The sequence below is a fragment of the Massilia terrae genome, assembly GCF_024753145.1.
Classification (GTDB): domain Bacteria; phylum Pseudomonadota; class Gammaproteobacteria; order Burkholderiales; family Burkholderiaceae_D; genus Telluria; species Telluria terrae.
The window spans coordinates 1-17,741 of sequence record NZ_JANUGU010000008.1 but is presented as its reverse complement, the minus strand read 5'-3'; the positions used below and the strand labels follow the sequence as shown (position 1 = coordinate 17,741).

The following is a 17,741-nucleotide window of genomic DNA, read 5'->3' as shown; positions in this document are numbered from 1 at the left end:
AATTGTTAGCGACTGAGCGTGCGCATGGCGCGCTCCAGCCCATCGATCGTCACCGGGAACATGCGGTTGCTGACGATCTGGCGGATGATCGAGATCGATTGCCGGTACTGCCACAGGTTTTCCGGCTCGGGATTGAGCCATGCGAACTTGGGGAAGGCATGGCAGAAGCGCGCCAGCCACTCGGCCCCGGCTTCCTCGTTGTGGTATTCGACCGAACCGCCTGGCTGCACGATCTCGTACGGGCTCATGGTGGCGTCGCCGACGAAGATCAGGCGTGTATCGGGCGGGTATTTGCGCAGCACGTCCCAGGTGGGAGAGCGCTCCGCGTGACGGCGCCGGTTGTTCTTCCACAGGTAGTCGTAGACGCAGTTGTGGAAGTAGTAGAACTCCATGTTCTTGAATTCGCTCTTCGCCGCCGAGAACAGCTCCTCGGTGCGCTCGACGTGGTCGTCCATGGTGCCGCCGACGTCCAGCAGCATCAGCACCTTGATGCGGTTCTTGCGTTCGGGCTGCATGCGGATGTCGAGGTAGCCGGCGTTGCTGGCGGTGGCGCGGATGGTGTCGTCCAGCGCCAGTTCCTCGGCCGCGCCCTGGCGCGCGAAGCGCCGCAGCCGGCGCAGCGCCACCTTGATGTTGCGGATGCCGAGCTCGCGCTCGCCGTCGTAGTCGCGGTAGGCGCGCTGGTCCCAGACCTTGACCGCGCTGCGCCGGCCGCCCTTGCCGCCGATGCGGATGCCTTCCGGGTTGGCGCCGCTGTTACCGAAGGGCGAGGTGCCGCCGGTGCCGATCCACCTGCTGCCGCCTTCGTGCCGCTCCTTCTGCTCCGCCAGCAGCTGCTTCAGGCGCTCGGCCAGCTTGTCGTAGCCGAGCTTTTCGATCTGCGCGACCTGCTCGGGCGTCAGTTCGCGCTGCAGGCGCTTGACCAGCCAGTCCAGCGGAATCTCGTCCGGATTCTCGAACACCGCCTCGATGCCCTTGAAGTAGGCGCCGAACGCGCGGTCGAACTTGTCGAAGTGGGCTTCGTCCTTCACCAGCGTGAGCCGCGCCAGCCAGTAGAAATCGTCCAGCGACGGCGAGATCACGTTCTTCCGCATCGCTTCGAGCAGCGTCAGGAATTCCCGGATCGTGACCGGGACCCTGGCGTCGCGCAGCGTGTAGAAGAAGTCGATCAGCATTGCAGGTCAGCCGAGGCGCGCGTGCTCGGACAGCTTGTAGTGAAGGTGCGCCTTGATCTCGGGCCATTCGCCGCGCACGATGCTGTACATGACCGTGTCGCGCACCGTGCCGTCGCGGCGCGGCCAGTGGTGACGGATCACGCCGTCCTTCTTCGCGCCGAGCCGCTCGATCGCCTTCTGCGACGCGTAATTGAAGTTATCGGTGCGCAGGCCGACCACGGCGCAGCCGAGCGTGTCAAAGGCGTGCGACAGCAGCAGCAGCTTGCAGCTGGTATTGACGTGGCTGCGCTGGCGGCTCTTGGCGTACCAGGTCCAGCCGATCTCCACGCGATCGACGATCGGCAGGATGTCGTGGTAGCTGGTGGTGCCCATCACGACGTCGGTCGCGGCATCGATCACGGCGAAGGCCACGCGGTCCGGCATCTCCAGCGATTTAAGGATGTAGCTCTCGACGTTGTGCGGTTCCGGCACTGACGTGATGCGCAGGTTCCACAGCTCGCCATCCTCGGCGGCTGCGCGCAGGCCGTCCGCGTGCGCCAGCGACAGCGGCTCCAGCCGCACGCCGTTGAATTCCAGGGTGACGCGGTCGACGTTGATCATCGGTTGGTCCTCGACATGTAAACAAGACGCTCGAACAGGTGCACGTCCTGCTCGTTCTTCAGCAGCGCGCCGGCCAGCGGCGGCACTACCGCCTTTTCGTCCGCGCTGCGCAGCGATTCCGGCGCAATGTCCTCGGCCAGCAGCAGCTTGAGCCAGTCCAGCAGCTCGGACGTCGACGGCTTCTTCTTCAGGCCCGGCACGTCGCGCAGCTCGTAGAAGCTTTGCAGCGCGGCCGCCAGCATGTCCTGCTTCAGGTGCGGGAAGTGGACCTGCACGATCTGCTCCATCGTCTCCTTGTCCGGGAAGCGGATGTAGTGGAAGAAGCAGCGGCGCAGGAAGGCGTCCGGCAGCTCCTTCTCGTTGTTGGAGGTGATGATGACCAGCGGGCGGTGCCTGGCCACCACCATCTCGCGCGTCTCGTAAACGTAGAACTCCATGCGGTCCAGTTCGCGCAGCAGGTCGTTGGGGAACTCGATGTCGGCCTTGTCGATCTCGTCGATCAGCAGCACCACCGGCTCGTCCGACGTAAATGCCTGCCACAGCACGCCCTTGACGATGTAGTTGTGGATGTCGCGCACGCGCTCGTCGCCCAGCTGCGAATCGCGCAGGCGCGAGACGGCGTCGTATTCGTACAGGCCCTGCTGCGCCTTGGTGGTCGATTTCACGTGCCATTGCAGCAATGGGCGGCCGAGGGCAGCAGCGACTTCCTCGGCCAGCATGGTCTTGCCGGTGCCCGGCTCGCCCTTGATCAGCAGCGGACGGGCCAGGGTCAGGGCGGCGTTCACGGCCAGCTTGAGGTCGTTGGTGGCGACGTAGCTGTCGGTGCCTTCAAAGCGTTCGGATGCTTGCATGCGCGTCGATGTCGAAGATGAAGTGTCCGAGTATATGCCACTTCAAATCGGGTCGCAGGCCGTGTTGCAGCGTTTATAGACGATAGCAAACTCTTCATATAGAATCGGGCGCTGGTAGTACAAATGCTAACTTTTTTAACGCTTGCGGTATCGATTCACTTTCAACGATCGCCTCACCATGAAAAAACTATTAGCAGTACTCGTGCTCGCTGGTTGCGCCCAGGCCGCCTTCGCAGCTGATGTCGTCGGAAATGCCAACGCCGGTAAAGGCAAGGTTGAAAACTGCATCGGCTGCCATGGCATCCCGGACTACAAGTCGAGCTTCCCCGAGGTCTACCGCGTGCCGAAGATTGGCGGGCAGTCGGCCAAGTACATCGAAGCGGCGCTGCACGCCTACAAGAAGGGTGACCGCAAGCACCCGTCGATGAATGGCATCGCAGGCGCGCTGTCCGACCAGGACATCGCCGACGTCGCCGCCTTCTACTCGCAACAGAAATAAGGATCGCGCCATGAACAAACTGCTCATCGCGCTGATCTGCGGCGCTGTCTCCCTCAACGCATTTGCCGCCGGCGACAAGGCCAACGGCGAGGCGCTGGCCAAGAAGTTCAACTGCGCCTCGTGCCACGGCGCCGACTTCAAGACCCCGATCGACCCGAGCTACCCCAAGCTGGCCGGCCAGTATCCGGACTACCTGGTGCACGCCCTGACCGCGTACAAGCGCGGCGGCAAGTCGTGGGGCCGCAACAACCCGATCATGGGCGGCATGGCCGCGCCGCTGTCGGACAAGGACATGGCCGATATCGCTGCCTACATTTCGAGCCTGCCGGGGGATCTGGTACAGCACCGCTGATCTTCAGCTGCGCCCAACGAAAGCCGCGCGTTGCCGCGGCTTTTATTTTTGTATTGTTAGCTTTTGAACGTCATTCCCGCGAAAGCGGGAATCCCATTTGCGCGCGCAGCCGGTGGCGCAAGCGTTAGCAACGACGCTGGCAAAATGGGGTTCCCGCTTTCGCGGGAACGACGGTGACTCTGTGCGTCGTGTGTTGGCTCAGCGGCCAGCCCGCATGCGCACGCACTCGACGTAGGCTTCCTGATCCGGCGGCAGCCCGGTGCGCTGCGAAGTCCAGATGGTCTCGCCCAGGCATTCCATGATCTGGTGGTGCGCCTCGTGCGCCCCGATGCGCGCGGCCAGCAGGTCGTGCGCGGCCTTGATGCCGCGCGGCTGGTCGATCGACACCTGCTCGGTGATCGACAGGTGCATCGACAGGTGCAGGAAGGGATTTGCGCGCCCGCCCTCGACCGAATAATCGCGCGCCACCGCTTCCTCGGCATCGAGCAGCTCGTCGTGGTATTCCGGATGCTGGACGATCCAATCGGCGGCGATGGCGTCCATCGGCGTGAGCACTTCGCCTGCGCGCTGCTTGCGGAAGGCTTCGCAGAAGAAGCGGCGGACGTCGTTGGAGGATGGGGTGAACATGGCGCGTGATTCTCTTTCGATGGACCGCCATTTTAGCGCGCCGCCCGCCGCCGCGCTTTACACGTGCTCCAGTTCGAGCTCCAGGCTGCCGTGGAAGGGCACCTGCCGCCAGCGCGCGTCCAGCTCCAGCGCGCGGCGAAACAATGCATCATCGGCATCGATGGCCGACAAGTCGGGCATCGCGCGCCCGCGCACCGCGCAGGCGCCGCGCACGCCTTCGATGAAGAGCTCCGCGTCGAACGCCCCGCTCCACAACTGCGCCTGCAGGCTCTCGACGATGGCCTCGGTGTGGGTGGCTTCGTCGGCAATGGCGCGGTTGGCAGGATCGTGCACGATGTCGAGCACCGCGCGGATATCGGCGCCCCCCGCTACCAGGCCGAGGAAGCCGTGGCGGTAGCCCAGCGCCGATTCGACCACGTAATGCACCAGGTCGTGCGGCAGGATGCCCTGGCGCGGCATGTCGCAAGCGGTCTCGCTGCCGTCGCGCCGGATGCAACGCAGGCGGTCGTACTTGTCGGCCTTGCCGCGTTTGATTGCCACCAGCTTCATATCCCCTTGGCCGGCGTGCCGCATTGCGCGCGAGCCTCGCCTTTTGCGGCGGACGCTTGGTCCTGTTCCCCCTGCGCCTCGTACAACTGCGCCATGTAGGTGGCCGCGTTGCAGCTGCGCGCCTTGGCCTTGCTGGAATCGGTGGTGGCGGCCTTCTTCAGCGCGGCGGCATCGATGCGGCCGAGGTAGAAGTCGGCGATCGGCGCCGGCCACTGGTCGCGGTCATCCTTGCCGAATGCCGCCTGCAGCTCGCGCTTGCCGAGGTCCTGCTCACCGGTCTGCAGGCGCGCGGTGTACAGCAGCAGGGCGCCGAAGCGTTCGCCCGGCAGCTTGTCGAGTGCCTGGCGCAGGCGCACGGTGGCATCGGCTGGACGGTGCGCGGCCATCAGCTGACGCGCTAGCTGGAGGTTGGCCTCCGGCTGGCCCGCGTCCGCGGCTTTTTGCAGCCAGGCGTCTGCTTTCGCCCGGTCCGGCGGCGCGCCGTTGCCGTAGTAGCGGGCGACCACATACTGGGCGTCGGCGTTGCCCGATTCGGCTTCCTTCAGCATCCACGGTTCAATGCTGGTGCGCTGCAGCAGCGGGTCACCTCCAAGATAGGAGATGTAGAGCTTCTGCTGGCCCATGGCGAACAGCACGCGGTGCGCGCGCAGGTAGTCGTCGCCGATCAGCACGTCAACGTCGATCGCGGTTTCGGCAACATCGATGCGCGCGCCGCGGATGGTCTCGCCGCCGATTTTCAAGGTGCCGATTTCGGTGTTCCAGCGTTCCACCTGGTCGCTGCCAATACCATGGGAGTAGCCCAGCCGCTTCGATCCCGGCGCGTCGATCTTCAGCCCGGCCCGTTTGGCGGCGCTCGCCATGATCACGGTAGTCGCCGCGCCGCTGTCCATGATGGCCTCCATTTCCTGGCCGTTGACTTCGATGGTGAAGCGGGGCCTGCGGTCGCGTTCCTCGGGACGGCGGTTGAACGGGATCTCGAAAATGTCGCCGCCCCAGTAGCCGAGGAAGGCCTTCTGGCAGTCCTTGCCGCGGAAGAAGCGCATCTTTTTCTCGGCCAGCGACAGCTCCAGGTCGGCCTGCAACAGGAAGGGCGCGCCGGCGATGGCGTCGTACTGGGGCGCGGAGCCCGTGTCGGCGATCACCTTGAACCAGCCCTTGGCGTTCTTCGCCGGACCGACCCGGAATTCATCCAGCCGCGCTTCGTATATCCTGGACTGTCCGCCGACACCATCCGCATAGCGGCCGGTCATTTCCATCTGCAGGTCCAGACGCTCAACGAGCGGACGGGCCAGGGAAATGCCGGCGGCGCCGGTATCGACCAGCATGACCGCGGGCGCGCCGTTGATCACGCCGCTCGTGGTGACCGCCAGCCCGGTGCCGGTGTAGTTCAACGGCAGCTCGGCAACCTGGGCGTACAGGCATTTCGGTTTGGCGTCGTCGGCATGCGCGGCGGCCGCGGCCACAAGCGCGCTCAGCAGGAACAGGCTGCGGCGCAGGATCGATGTTGTCACTGGTTTCTCCGGAATTGTTATCCGGCAATTCTAGCGCGCAGCATTGCCACTATGGCAAGAAAAATGCAAAAGGAGGCGCGGGCTCACGCCCTGCCTCCTTTTTGTTGCGCCGAAGCTACTACTTCTTGTTCAGTACAACCAGTTCCTCGGTCACCACCGTGGTCTCGGCAACCACCGTCGCCTTGGCCGGCTGCCCGCTGCCGGACGCGCGCGGCTGGCGCAGGTAGCGCGAGCTGTGGCGGCGCTCGTGGTGCGGCGCCAGGAAGCGTGACAGCTCCTGCAGCGCGCGCTGGTAGACCTCGCGCTTGAATTCGATCACCGTGTCCAGCGGCACCCAGTAGTCGTGCCAGCGCCAGGCGTCGAACTCGGGGTGGTCGGTCAGGCGCAGGTTGACCTCGTTGTCGCGCGCGATCATCCGCAGCAGGAACCAGATCTGCTTCTGGCCGCGGTAGTGGCCGCGGATTTCGCGCTTGATGAAGTGGTCCGGCACCTCGTAGCGCAGCCAGTCGCGGGTGCGGCCGACGATGCGCACGTGTTCCGCGCGCAGGCCGATTTCTTCTTCCAGCTCGCGGAACATGGCCTGTTCGGGCGTTTCGCCGTACTTGATGCCGCCTTGCGGGAACTGCCACGAGTGCTCGCGCACGCGTTTGCCCCACCAAACCTCATTGTTGGCGTTGAGCAGAATGATGCCGACGTTGGGGCGGAACCCTTCACGATCGAGCATAGTGCACCTCAATACTTTCTGCCGGCTGTGCCCCTTGTTTTCTTACCTATCAGTCCATGCCGGCGTGCCGCCGCCCCGCGCGGGAACGGCGCAGCACGCTTGAATCGGACCCATTTGTACAAAGATTGGACGCATCAGCCAGCTAATCCTTTAAAATTAGGTCGATTATAACCCTCTCTTTTTAAAAAGAATTCATCGATATGCGCGCCTCACGGTTTTTTATTTCAACGCTTAAAGAAGCGCCCTCCGACGCCGAGATCGTCAGCCACAAACTGATGATGCGGGCCGGCATGATCAAGCGGCTTGGCTCCGGCATCTACACCTATATGCCGATGGGCCTGAAGGTGATCCGCAAGGTCGAGGCCATCGTGCGCGAAGAAATGAACAAGGCGGGCGCGATCGAACTCGTGATGCCGTTCGTGCAGCCGGCCGAGCTGTGGCAGGAGACTGGCCGCTGGGACAAGATGGGCCCGGAAATGATGCGCGTGAAAGACCGCCACGGCCGCGACTACGCGATCCAGCCGACCTCCGAGGAAGTGGTCACCGACGTCGTGCGCAGCGAGCTCAAGTCGTATCGCCAGCTGCCGGTCAACGTCTACCAGATCCAGACCAAGTTCCGCGACGAGCGCCGGCCGCGCTTCGGCCTGATGCGCGGCCGCGAGTTCACCATGAAGGACGCGTACTCGTTCGACAAGGACATCGAGGGCATGCAGAAGTCGTACACGGCCATGTTCGACGCCTACACCAAGATCTTCAGCCGCTTCGGCCTGAAGTTCCGCGCGGTGGCGGCCGATACCGGCGCGATCGGCGGCTCGTTCTCGCACGAGTTCCACGTGATCGCGCAGACCGGCGAGGATGCGCTGGTGTACTGCCCGACCTCCGACTACGCGGCCAATATGGAAGCGGCCGAAGCGATGCCGCTGATCGCCCAGCGCGCGGCGCCGACCCAGGAACTGTTCAAGGCGCCCACGCCCGACACCGTCAAGTGCGAGCAGGTGGCCGAGCTGCTGGGCCTGAAGCTGTCGCAGACCGTGAAGAGCATCGCGCTGACCGTCGAGAAGGAAGACGCCAACGGCCGCGCGGTCAAGGAAAACTGGCTGCTGCTGATCCGCGGCGACCATGAGCTCAACGAAGTGAAGGTCAACAAGGTGCCGGGCCTGGCCGCGTTCCGCTTCGCGACCGAAGCCGAGATCCGGGAAGCCTACGGCACCGTGCCGGGCTACCTCGGCCCGATCGCGACCAAGGCCAAGGTCAATGTGGTGGCCGACCGCACCGTCGCCAACATGAGCGACTTCGTGTGCGGCGCGAACGAAGAGGGCTTCCACTTCACCGGCGCCAACTGGGGCCGCGACTGCCCGGAGCCGCAAGTGGCCGACCTGCGCAATGTGATCGAAGGCGACGCTTCGCCGGACGGCAAGGGCGTGCTGGCGATCGAGCGCGGCATCGAAGTGGGCCATGTGTTCCAGCTCGGCACCGCGTACTCGGAGAAGATGGAAGCGACTTTTCTGGACGAATCCGGCAAGCCGGCGCCGCTGCAGATGGGCTGCTACGGCATCGGCGTGACCCGCATCCTGGGCGCGGCGATCGAGCAGAATTTCGACGACAAGGGCATCATCTGGCCGGACGCGATCGCGCCGTTCGAAGTGGTGCTGGCGCCGATGGGCTATGACCGCAGCGAGCTGGTGAAGGCCGAGGCCGACCGCCTGCTGGCCGAGCTGGAAGCGGCGGGCGTGGACGTGATCCTCGACGACCGCGGCCTGCGTCCGGGCTCGATGTTCGCGGACTGGGAGCTGATCGGCGTGCCGCACCGCGTGGTGATCGGCGAGCGTGGCCTCAAGGACGGCAACCTGGAATACCAGGGCCGCCGCGACGAAGCCGCGACCGCCGTGCCGGTGGCCGACATGGTTGGCTTCATCAAGGCCAAACTGGGCAAGTGAAGCAGGGGCGTGTAAAAGGCCGCGCCATCGCGGCCTGGGCGGGACGCGCGCTGCTGGGCGGTGCGCTGGCTTTCAGCTGCGCCGCTCACGCCGGCAACCAGAAGGAAGAGGAGCTGGCCGATTCGGTGCGCCTCGCCCTGGCGCGCGCGATCCACGATGGCCGTCCGCCCAAGCCGGTGTTCCGTGACGAGGCCGCGCGCCAGCGCTTCGAAGCGTGGTTCGCGGAGATGTCGCGGCGCCTGCAGAAGCGCCTGCCCGACGACCTGACGCGCCGCGAATTCCTCGAGACCGCGTGGTACGAAGCCACGCGCGCGGGGCTGGATCCGGGACTGGTGCTGGGCCTGATCCAGGTCGAATCGGCCTACCGCAAATACGCGATCTCGCTGGCAGGCGCGCGCGGCTACATGCAGGTGATGCCGTTCTGGACCCGCGTCATCGGCGACAGCAACCGCCGCGCGCTGTTCGACATGCAGACCAACCTGCGCTACGGCTGCGCGATCCTGCGCATGTACATCGACATGGAGCGCGGCGACTACTTCCTCGCGCTCGGCCGCTACAACGGCAGCCGCGGACGTCCCGAGTATCCGAATGCGGTGCTGTCGGCGTGGAAGAAGTGGCAGTTCAATGCCGGCCAGGTGGCCGGCGCGCCGCAGCAGGGCGCGGTCGCGGTGAGCAGCCGCTGATTGCCGGCGATGGGATCGACGCTCCGCCGGCCGGTCCTCGCTGCGTTCAACGCGGCTTGCGTCACCACTCTCGCGGCCAGCGCCACGCTGATGTGCGCGCTGGCGCTGCAGCGCTCGGCCGCGCTGGCGGTGCTGGGCGTGATGCTCTCCCTTTCCCTGTCCCGCAGCGAACTTGAGCGCGAGCGGCATGGCCGTTTCGAAGCGGCCGTGGCGCTGCCGGTGGTCGGCTTGTGCGCGATCGGCGTGGGCATGCTGCTGCATCGCTGGCCTCTGCCCGGGGCCTTGCTGTTCACATTGGCCATCGCGCTGTCGATCTGGCTGCGCCGCTTCGGCGCCACCGCCGCGCGTATCGGTTCGCTGGCCGGGCTGCCTTTCGTCGCGCTGCTGGTCACGCCCCACCTTGCGCCCGATCCGGCGGGATCGGTGCCCGCATTCATGCTGCCGGTCCTGGTTGGATGGCTGGCCCTGTTCTGGGTCGTCCTGCTGCATGCGTGCGCGCGCTGGGCCGGCGTGGCGCTGCCGCCGGGGAAGCCGCGCCCGACGGCGCTGGTGGGAAAGGCGGAGAGTTCGCTGTGGCCGGATGCCAGCACGCGCCTGGCGCTGCAGATGGCGGCCTCGCTGGCGCTGTCGTTCGCGGTCGGTTTCGCGATTTTCCCGGAGCGCTGGAGCTGGATCGTGGTCACCGCCTTCATCGTCGCCAGCGGCAACCGGGGGCGGCTCGACGTCGCTTACAAAAGCGTGCTGCGGGTCGGCGGCGCGGCGGCGGGCACGCTGCTTGCGCTGGTGCTTGGCGAGCACGCCGGCGGGCATGGCGCCGCCACCGCGGTGTTGATCATGGCCGCGCTGTTCGTTGGGACCTGGCTGCGGCCCTTCGCTTATGCGTGGTGGGCCCTGTGCGTGACGATTGCGTTCGCGCTGCTGCAGGGATTCACGGGCGCATCGCCGGCCGCCATGCTGTGGGCGCGGCTGGAGGAGATCGTGATCGGGGCGGCTCTCGCGGTGGCGTGTGCGTGGCTGCTGCTGCCGGTGCGCTCCAGCGGCGTGCTGCGGCGCCGGCTGGCGGTGGCGCTGGCCGCCTTGTCGGATGCCTTCGATCCGGGCAAGGAGCCGCGCTGGGTGGCGCCGTTTGTCGCCGCCCTGGAGGTCATCGAACACATGGCGCCGGCGTTTCGTGCGGCGCGGGTGCTGACCTCGCGATTCGTGCGCGTGCAGCCGGCGGACTGGATCGACTTGCTGCTCGCCTGCCGCGAGCCGGCGTGCGCGCTGTTCGAAGCAGGGCAGGCGCCGCCTGAGGTGCGGAGGGCGATCGGAGCCGCGCGTCAGGCGCTGCGCGAGCCGGAGGAGCTGGCGGTGTCGTTACGGGCTTTGCAGTCGACGCTGGCAGCGCAATTTGCAAGCCTGCCGCGTCAAACAGAGCCAGCACCCTAAAAACCGTCGTCCCGGCGCAGGCCGGGACCCATAGACCGCTAGCTACTTCGGAGAATCAGTATGGGTCCCGGCCTTCGCCGGGACGACTGTTTGGTTTTGGCGTAAATAGAAAAACGAAAACCCCGGCTTTCGGCCGGGGTTTTCGTTTTTCGGTGGACTCAGGCAGCCGATCTTTTTCTTATTTCAGGTGATCCGAAATCAGCTTGGTCATTTCAAACATCGAGACTTGGCCCTTGCCGCCAAAAACCGGCTTGAGCTTGTCGTCGGCGTTGATCATGCGGCGGTTGGCGGCGTCCTGGAGATTGTGCTTCTTGATGTATTCCCAGACTTTCTTGGTCACTTCAGTGCGCGGCAGTGCGCCCGAACCAACCACGGCGGACAATTGCGCCGACGGGGTCATCGCTTTCATGAAAGCGGCGTTCGGCTTGCGCGCGGCGGCCGGTTTCTTGGCTGCTGCGGCTTTCGGTGCTGCCTTGGCAGGAGCTGCTGCTTTTTTTGCTGCCGGCTTGGCGGCCGGCTTTGCCGCGGCCTTCTTGGCCGGTGCTGCGGCGGATTTCTTGGCTGTTGCCATCTTCGAGCCTCCTAAACGAACACATTAGAAAAATGCGCAATTGACGCACCGGCTTATATTGGTGTCGTTTTAGTCTTCGTGCAAGTCTTTTTCGAAATTTTTTCGATTAAACAAGAGGGAGAGGCGGCCTTCGTGACAAAAACCGCCGCGCCAGAGGGGAAACGGGCGAAAAAAAGCCGTGGAAGTGTGAATTTCCACGGCTTTTTTCGGACGCGGGTAATTAACGGATGCCCGGCATCATGCCCTTCATCCCGCGCATCATCTTCATCAGGCCGCCGCCTTTGAGCTTCTTCATCATGGTGTTCATCTGCTCGTATTGGGTCAGCATGCGGTTCACGTCCTGCACCTGGACCCCGGCGCCGGCGGCGATGCGGCGCTTGCGGTTGGCCTTGATCAGCTCCGGCTTGGCCCGTTCGGCGGGCGTCATCGAGTCGATGATGCCGACCATGCGGCGCACCTGTTTTTCGGCCTGGTCCATGTTGGCGTTGCCCGCGGCCTGCTGGAACTGGGCCGGCAGCTTGTCGATCAGGCCGGCCATGCCGCCCATCTTCTTCATCTGCGCCAGCTGCGCCTTGAAGTCGTTCATGTCGAACTTGGCGCCGGACTTGATCTTGTTGGCCAGGTCCGAGGCCGCCTTCATGTCCACGCCCTTGCGCGCTTCCTCGACCAGGGCCAGGATATCGCCCATGCCCAGGATGCGGTTGGCCATGCGCGCCGGGTCGAAGGCTTCCAGGCCGTCCAGCTTCTCGGACACGCCGGCGAACTTGATCGGCTTGCCGGTCACGTGGCGCACCGACAGCGCCGCGCCGCCGCGCGAGTCGCCATCGAGCTTGGTCAGCACCACGCCGGTCAGCGGCAGGGTGTCGTTGAAGGCCTTGGCGGTGTTGATCGCGTCCTGGCCGAGCATGGCGTCGACCACGAACAGGGTCTCGACCGGGTTGACCGCCGCGTGCACCTCGGCGATCTCCTTCATCATCGCTTCGTCGATGCCGAGGCGGCCGGCGGTGTCGATGATCAGGACGTCGTAGTAGTGCTTGCGCGCCCAGTCCAGGGCATTGCGGGCGATGTCGACCGGCTTGTCGCTGGCGGTGGTGGGGAAGAAGTCGGCGCCGACCTGCCTGGTCACGGCCTCGAGCTGCGCGATTGCCGCCGGACGGTAGACGTCGGCCGACACGGTCAGGACCTTTTTCTTCTTCTCTTCCTTGAGGTACTTGGCCAGTTTGCCGGTGGTGGTGGTTTTACCGGCGCCTTGCAGGCCTGCCATCAGGAAGATCGCCGGCGGCTGCTGCGCGAACGACAGCTGGCTGGCTTCGGGGCCGAGGTCGGCGCCCATCAGGGCGGCCAGCTCGCGCTGCACCACGCCGACCAGGGCCTGGCCCGGCGACAGCGAGCCGATGACTTCCTCGCCCAGCGCCTTGTCCTTGACCTTGCCGATGAACTCGCGCACGGCCGGCAGCGCGACGTCGGCTTCGAGCAGCGCCAGGCGCACTTCGCGCAGCATTTCGGCGGTGTTCGATTCGGTCAGGCGCGCCTCGCCGCGCATCGTTTTGACGACCTTGGCAAGACGTTGTGTCAGGTTATCCAGCATGGCTAGTAATTAAATAATGTCGGGTTGGACGCGTACGTCAATCCGCCATTTTAACTGATATGGCGGGCGTTCCCGCCGCTCGGCGTGCTGTTGGACGGGCTGCCGCAAACTGATTCGTTTGACAATCTCTTGCTCAGCGTTATACCTTGCGGAAGCATACGAAGGCGGCAGCCCCACGGCCAGCCGCCCGGCCACACTGCAGTTTCACCTTTTTGGGAGAGAGAAGGAATGAAAGCAACCGTGTTTGGCAAGACCGCGCTCGTCGCATCGCTGCTGCTGGCCGGCAGCGCCCAGGCCCAGGATGTGGTCCGGCTGGGCAACCTCAAGTTCGCGCACTACGGCGCCGTCTCATATATCAAGGAAATCGCGCCGAAGTGTGGCATCAAGGTCGACGAAAAAGTCTTCGCCAAGGGCCTCGACGTGATGCAGGCGATCATCGCCGGCGAGCTGGACGTGGGCACCACCGCGTCCGAGGCCGCCATCTCGGGCCGCGCCAGCGGCGCGCCGATCTACGTCGTGGCCGGCTTCGCCAAGGGCGGCGCGCGCCTGGTCGCGCGTCCGGACGAAAAGATCAAGAGCGTGCGCGACCTGAAAGGGAAGAAGGTCGGCGTGACGCGCGGCGGCATCCAGGAGGTGCTGCTGATGGCCGAACTGAATAAATACGGCATGACGGCCGACACCGCGCCCGGCAAGGACGTGCAGCTGATCTACCTGGCCTACGCCGACCTGAACCAGGCGCTGCTGGGCAAGAACATCGACGCCATGATGCAGTCCGAGCCGCAGTCCTCGCAGGCCATCAACAAGGGCTTCGGCGTGGAGGTGATCAAGCCTTACGACACCCCGATCGGCGAGCCGGTGCGGACCATGGTCATGACGGAGAAGTTCTACAACACGCAGCGTCCGTTGGCCGAGAAGTTCATGAAGTGCTTCGTGCAGTCGACCAAGACCTTCCTCGACAACCCGGCGCTGGCCGAGAAGTATGTGCGCGACGTCGTGTTCAAGGGCCAGATCAGCTCCGACGACTACCGCGACGCGCTGGGCAATTCGATGTTCTCCTACGACGTCACGCCCGAGCACATCCAGGTCACGACCGACCTGATGGTCAAGACCGGCGTCGGCAAGATGGCCAAGCCGCCGGTCGCGAAGGACTGGGTCAAGACCGACCTGCTCGACGAGGCCAAGAAGAGCCTGAACATCAAGTAAGCCAGCGGAGGCGGCATGCGCAAGCGTAGTTGGGGCGAGTTCGCGCTCGGTCTGGTGGTGCCCGTGGTCGCGATCGGCCTGTGGCAATGGGTGGCGTCGAACGGCTGGGTCAATGCGAACATCCTGCCGGCGCCGTTCGACGTGGCCAAGCGCTGGCTGGCCTACCTGATGCCGCTGAAGTCCTTTGCCGACTTCCATGCCGAAACCGGCGGCGCCTGGTGGAAGTGGGCGCTGTCCGGCGAGCTGCTGGTCGATTCGGCAGGGAGCCTGTACCGGGTGGTGGTGGGCTTTTTGGTGGGCACAGGGCTGGCGCTGCCGCTCGGGCTGGCGATGGGCGCGAGCCGCACCGTGTACTCGTGGTTCAACCCGCTGGTGCAGCTGCTGCGGCCGATCCCGCCGATCGCCTACATCCCGCTGTCGATCCTGTGGTTCGGGCTGGGTAACGCGCCGGCCGTGTTCCTGATCGCGATCGGCGCCTTCTTCCCGGTGCTGATGAATACCGTGGCCGGCGTGCGCCAGGTCGACGGCATCTACCTGCGCGCCGCGCGCAACCTTGGCGCGACCGGGGCCACCATGTTCCTGCGGGTGATCCTGCCGGCCGCCGTGCCTTATATATTGACCGGGGTGCGAGTCGGCATCGGCACCGCTTTCATCGTGGTGATCGTGGCCGAGATGATCGCGGTGAACAACGGGCTGGGCTTCCGCATCCTGGAGGCGCGCGAATATTTTTGGTCGGACAAGATCATCGCCGGGATGATCACCATCGGCCTGCTCGGCCTCGCGATCGACGTCGGCATGACGCGCCTGAACAATTACCTGCTGCGCTGGCACCGCGGCCTGGAGCACTGACATGGATGCACCGCATATCGTCATCGACCACGTCGGCAAGGTGTTCAGCGCCGACGGCAAGGACGTGGTCGCGCTGCAGGACATCAGCCTGTCCATCCCGCACGGGCAGTTCACCTGCCTGCTCGGTCCTTCCGGCTGCGGCAAGTCGACCCTGCTGAACGCGGTGGCGGGCTTCGCGCCGCCGACCTCCGGCACCATCACGGCCGACGGCAAGCCGGTCGCCGACCCGGGGCCGGAGCGCGGCATGGTATTCCAGGAATATGCGCTGTTCCCGTGGATGACGGTGGAGCAGAACGTGGCGTTCGGCCTGGAGATCAAGCGCGTGCCGCGCGGCGAGATCAAGCGCCGCGTGGACGAGCTGCTGGCGCTGCTGTCGCTGTCGGACTTCCGGGCGCGCTACCCGAAGGACCTGTCGGGCGGCATGCGCCAGCGCGTCGCGATCGCGCGCGTGCTGGCGCTGGATTCGCCGATCATGCTGATGGACGAACCTTTCGGCGCGCTCGATGCGCTCACCCGGCGCAACCTGCAGGACGAGCTGCTGCGGATCTGGGCGGAGCTGAAGAAGACCATCCTGTTCGTCACCCACAGCATCGAGGAGGCGATCTATCTCGCCGACCGGATCGTGGTGATGACCTACCGGCCCGGCACCATCAAGCGCGACATCATGGTCGGCCTGGCGCGCCCGCGCGATCCGGCAGCGCCCGGGTTCAACGCCCTCAAGCGCGAGCTGGGCATGCTGGTGATGGAAGAACAGCAGCGGCATCACAGCGACGAGCTGAGGATGGCGGCGGTGGATTGATTACACCGTCGTCCCGGCGCAGGCCGGGACCCATGCTGAGTGTGCGGGTGCGTGGGCCTGATTCGACGACCCAAATGATCTTTGGGTCCCGGCCTGCGCCGGGACGACGTGCGTGAGCTAACTAATACAGGTGGCGCAGCCATTTGGCACAAGATCGCTGCGGCTTCCCTCGCTGAATGCCGCCAGCGCCGCAAGATGCGAGCCGCGGCGCCGTATGAAATCCAGCAGCAGGGCGGGATAGTCGGGCGTGACCGCTTGCGCCACCGATGGACGGCTGGCCAGCGCCGCGCGCCAGGCCCGCACCTTGGGTTTGCCATCGAAGACGTGGAAGTCGCCGATCCGGTCGAATACGTCGAAATAGCGGAACACGGGGCCGAACGCTGCGTCCACCAGCGAAAACCGGGCGCCGTCGAACCACGGTCCGTCGCCAAGCACCTGCTCGACGGTGGCGAATTTCGCTGCCAGCTCGCTCGCCGCGCGCGCGAACGCCGCCGCATCCGGCGCGTTGTAGAAGGCGCCGATGGCGGACAGCACGCCCGAGCCGAATTCGATCCACGCGCGGTGCCGCGCCCGCGGCAGCGGGTCGTGCGGATGCAGGCGCGGCGCAATCGTCTCGTCCAGGTAGTCGCAGATCACGGCGGACTCGAACAGCACCTCGCCATCCACCATCAGCAGCGGCACCTTTCCCAGCGGTGAAATCGCCGTGAACCAGGCCGGCTTGTTCGCCAGGTCCACCCAGCGGCGCTCGAACGCCATGCTTTTTTCCGCCAGCGTGATCGCGGCGCGCTGGACGTAGGGGCAGAGCTTGTGGCTCACCAGTTCGAATTGCGCGCTCATGCCGGCGCTCCCACGCGCCGCAGCGCGAATGCGCCGTCGCCGCCCAAGGCGTGCGCCAGCGAGGCGACAATCAGGAACAGCGGATATTCCCAGCCGCCGCCGGCGGCGCTGAACACCCAGCCGTTCGGCAGGTGCACGCCGGCCGCGCCGATCAGCACCGGCAGCAGCGCCAGCGAAGCAGCCCGGCCGTGAAAGCCCAGCAGGATCATCAGGCCACCGGCCAGTTCGGCCGCCACCACCGGGTACACGGAATGGGCGGGAAAACCGTGCGCCACGAAAAACTGGTCGGCGCCGGGCAGGGTGAACACGAGGATTTTCAGCAGGGCGTGGGATAGCCACATCAGGCCCAGGGCCACGCGCAGCAGCGTAAAAGCATAGGCGGTTTGCATCATGTCGTCCTTTTTAAAGTCGTTGCAATTGCAACTAAATCGGAGTGTACTTGCGGGTCGTTGCATTTGCAACTAAAATCGGCGCATGTCCAAAACTGACGACAAGTTGTCGGCCTGGCCGCTGCTGCTGACCGGGCACGCGGTCCTGACCGGTGAAATCGAACGGCGCCTGGCCGAGGCCGGGCTGCCGCCGCTCGCGTGGTACGACGTGTTGTGGGCGCTGGAGCGCGCGCCGCAGCAGCGCCAGCGCATGCACGAGCTGGCCGACAGCGTGGTGCTCACGCGCAGCAACCTGACCCGGCTGGTGGACCGCCTGGAGGCGGCCGGGCTGCTCAGGCGCGAAAGCGACCCGGAGGACAAGCGCGGCGCCTACGCGGTGCTGGATGGCGCCGGGCTGGCGTTGCGGCGCAAGATGTGGACGGTGTACTCGGCGGCGATCCATGCGCTGTTCGACGCGCACCTGTCGCCCACCGAGCAAAAGACCATGGCCGGCGCGCTGCGCAAGGTGATCGGCGCGGCGCGCGCCGGGTGAGTCGAAGTTTAATCAGTAACTAACGTCGTCCCCGCGA

General features: G+C 65.4%; 20 protein-coding genes. 9 read left to right on the top strand and 11 right to left on the bottom strand.

Annotated features, from left to right (window positions below):
• Positions 1-5: 5 nt before the first annotated feature.
• The 3 genes from NX778_RS19650 to NX778_RS19640 are packed head-to-tail and all read right to left on the bottom strand — an operon-like array spanning position 6 to position 2,626.
• Positions 6-1,175 (bottom strand): vWA domain-containing protein, encoded by a 1,170-nt coding sequence (locus tag NX778_RS19650; protein ID WP_258813488.1) that lies wholly within the window; start codon positions 1,173-1,175, stop codon positions 6-8.
• A 6-nt stretch (positions 1,176-1,181) separates the two neighbouring features.
• Complete coding sequence (locus NX778_RS19645) at positions 1,182-1,775, bottom strand: GNAT family N-acetyltransferase (RefSeq protein WP_258813487.1); 594 nt, start codon at positions 1,773-1,775, stop codon at positions 1,182-1,184.
• Complete coding sequence (locus NX778_RS19640) at positions 1,772-2,626, bottom strand: AAA family ATPase (RefSeq protein ID WP_258813486.1); 855 nt, start codon at positions 2,624-2,626, stop codon at positions 1,772-1,774. Before NX778_RS19640 ends, NX778_RS19645 begins: the two co-directional genes overlap by 4 nt.
• A gap of 178 nt (positions 2,627-2,804) precedes the next feature.
• On the opposite strand from NX778_RS19640, the gene NX778_RS19635 reads away from it, so the two are divergent.
• Both NX778_RS19635 and NX778_RS19630 read left to right on the top strand, forming a co-directional pair.
• Positions 2,805-3,125: a c-type cytochrome gene (locus tag NX778_RS19635; RefSeq protein ID WP_258813485.1), complete on the top strand. Its 321-nt coding sequence runs from the start codon at positions 2,805-2,807 to the stop codon at positions 3,123-3,125.
• 10 nt (positions 3,126-3,135) lie between these two features.
• Positions 3,136-3,477 carry a c-type cytochrome gene (locus tag NX778_RS19630; RefSeq protein WP_258813484.1) on the top strand — a complete coding sequence of 114 codons (342 nt, stop codon included), beginning with the start codon at positions 3,136-3,138 and terminating at the stop codon, positions 3,475-3,477.
• 198 nt (positions 3,478-3,675) lie between these two features.
• Here the strand turns inward: NX778_RS19630 and NX778_RS19625 are convergent, their stop codons facing one another.
• The 4 genes from NX778_RS19625 to NX778_RS19610 form a co-directional block, all read right to left on the bottom strand.
• Positions 3,676-4,104: a DUF1841 family protein gene (locus tag NX778_RS19625; RefSeq protein ID WP_258813483.1), complete on the bottom strand. Its 429-nt coding sequence runs from the start codon at positions 4,102-4,104 to the stop codon at positions 3,676-3,678.
• Positions 4,105-4,161: 57 nt separating this feature from the next.
• Positions 4,162-4,653 carry a hypothetical protein gene (locus NX778_RS19620; RefSeq protein WP_258813482.1) on the bottom strand — a complete coding sequence of 164 codons (492 nt, stop codon included), beginning with the start codon at positions 4,651-4,653 and terminating at the stop codon, positions 4,162-4,164.
• Positions 4,650-6,164: a retroviral-like aspartic protease family protein gene (locus NX778_RS19615; protein WP_258813481.1), complete on the bottom strand. Its 1,515-nt coding sequence runs from the start codon at positions 6,162-6,164 to the stop codon at positions 4,650-4,652. Before NX778_RS19615 ends, NX778_RS19620 begins: the two co-directional genes overlap by 4 nt.
• Positions 6,165-6,282: 118 nt before the next feature.
• Complete coding sequence (locus NX778_RS19610; protein ID WP_258813480.1) at positions 6,283-6,888, bottom strand: RNA pyrophosphohydrolase; 606 nt, start codon at positions 6,886-6,888, stop codon at positions 6,283-6,285.
• Positions 6,889-7,088: 200 nt separating this feature from the next.
• On the opposite strand from NX778_RS19610, the gene NX778_RS19605 reads away from it, so the two are divergent.
• Genes NX778_RS19605 through NX778_RS19595 form a run of 3 tightly spaced genes read left to right on the top strand, consistent with a single transcriptional unit; the run spans position 7,089 to position 10,936 of the window.
• Complete coding sequence (locus NX778_RS19605) at positions 7,089-8,825, top strand: proline--tRNA ligase (RefSeq protein ID WP_258813479.1); 1,737 nt, start codon at positions 7,089-7,091, stop codon at positions 8,823-8,825.
• 26 nt (positions 8,826-8,851) lie between these two features.
• A complete protein-coding gene (locus NX778_RS19600; RefSeq protein WP_258813730.1) occupies positions 8,852-9,508 on the top strand; it encodes a lytic transglycosylase domain-containing protein in 657 nt (218 codons plus the stop codon).
• 9 nt (positions 9,509-9,517) lie between these two features.
• Entirely contained in the window at positions 9,518-10,936 is a 1,419-nt protein-coding gene (locus NX778_RS19595; protein ID WP_258813478.1) for an FUSC family protein, read from the top strand.
• A 178-nt stretch (positions 10,937-11,114) separates the two neighbouring features.
• On the opposite strand, the gene NX778_RS19590 is transcribed toward NX778_RS19595, so the two are convergent.
• Positions 11,115-11,507, bottom strand: coding sequence for an SWIB/MDM2 domain-containing protein (locus NX778_RS19590; protein ID WP_258813477.1), 393 nt, complete (start codon positions 11,505-11,507; stop codon positions 11,115-11,117).
• A gap of 220 nt (positions 11,508-11,727) precedes the next feature.
• Complete coding sequence (gene ffh, locus NX778_RS19585; RefSeq protein WP_258813476.1) at positions 11,728-13,095, bottom strand: signal recognition particle protein; 1,368 nt, start codon at positions 13,093-13,095, stop codon at positions 11,728-11,730.
• 228 nt (positions 13,096-13,323) lie between these two features.
• On the opposite strand from ffh, the gene NX778_RS19580 reads away from it, so the two are divergent.
• Genes NX778_RS19580 through NX778_RS19570 form a run of 3 tightly spaced genes read left to right on the top strand, consistent with a single transcriptional unit; the run spans position 13,324 to position 15,946 of the window.
• Positions 13,324-14,298 (top strand): ABC transporter substrate-binding protein, encoded by a 975-nt coding sequence (locus tag NX778_RS19580; protein ID WP_258813475.1) that lies wholly within the window; start codon positions 13,324-13,326, stop codon positions 14,296-14,298.
• A 15-nt stretch (positions 14,299-14,313) separates the two neighbouring features.
• A complete protein-coding gene (locus NX778_RS19575; RefSeq protein WP_258813474.1) occupies positions 14,314-15,147 on the top strand; it encodes an ABC transporter permease in 834 nt (277 codons plus the stop codon).
• Between the two features lies 1 nt (position 15,148).
• Complete coding sequence (locus NX778_RS19570) at positions 15,149-15,946, top strand: ABC transporter ATP-binding protein (RefSeq protein WP_258813473.1); 798 nt, start codon at positions 15,149-15,151, stop codon at positions 15,944-15,946.
• Between the two features lie 117 nt (positions 15,947-16,063).
• Here NX778_RS19570 and NX778_RS19565 read toward each other — a convergent pair whose 3' ends face one another.
• Both NX778_RS19565 and NX778_RS19560 read right to left on the bottom strand, forming a co-directional pair.
• Positions 16,064-16,783 (bottom strand): glutathione S-transferase family protein, encoded by a 720-nt coding sequence (locus NX778_RS19565; protein ID WP_258813472.1) that lies wholly within the window; start codon positions 16,781-16,783, stop codon positions 16,064-16,066.
• The gene (locus tag NX778_RS19560) at positions 16,780-17,175 is read right to left on the bottom strand and encodes a DoxX family protein (protein ID WP_258813471.1); all 396 of its coding nucleotides are present in this window, start codon (positions 17,173-17,175) and stop codon (positions 16,780-16,782) included. Before NX778_RS19560 ends, NX778_RS19565 begins: the two co-directional genes overlap by 4 nt.
• An 82-nt stretch (positions 17,176-17,257) precedes the next feature.
• On the opposite strand from NX778_RS19560, the gene NX778_RS19555 reads away from it, so the two are divergent.
• Positions 17,258-17,704 (top strand): MarR family winged helix-turn-helix transcriptional regulator, encoded by a 447-nt coding sequence (locus tag NX778_RS19555; protein ID WP_258813470.1) that lies wholly within the window; start codon positions 17,258-17,260, stop codon positions 17,702-17,704.
• Positions 17,705-17,741 lie beyond the last annotated feature (37 nt).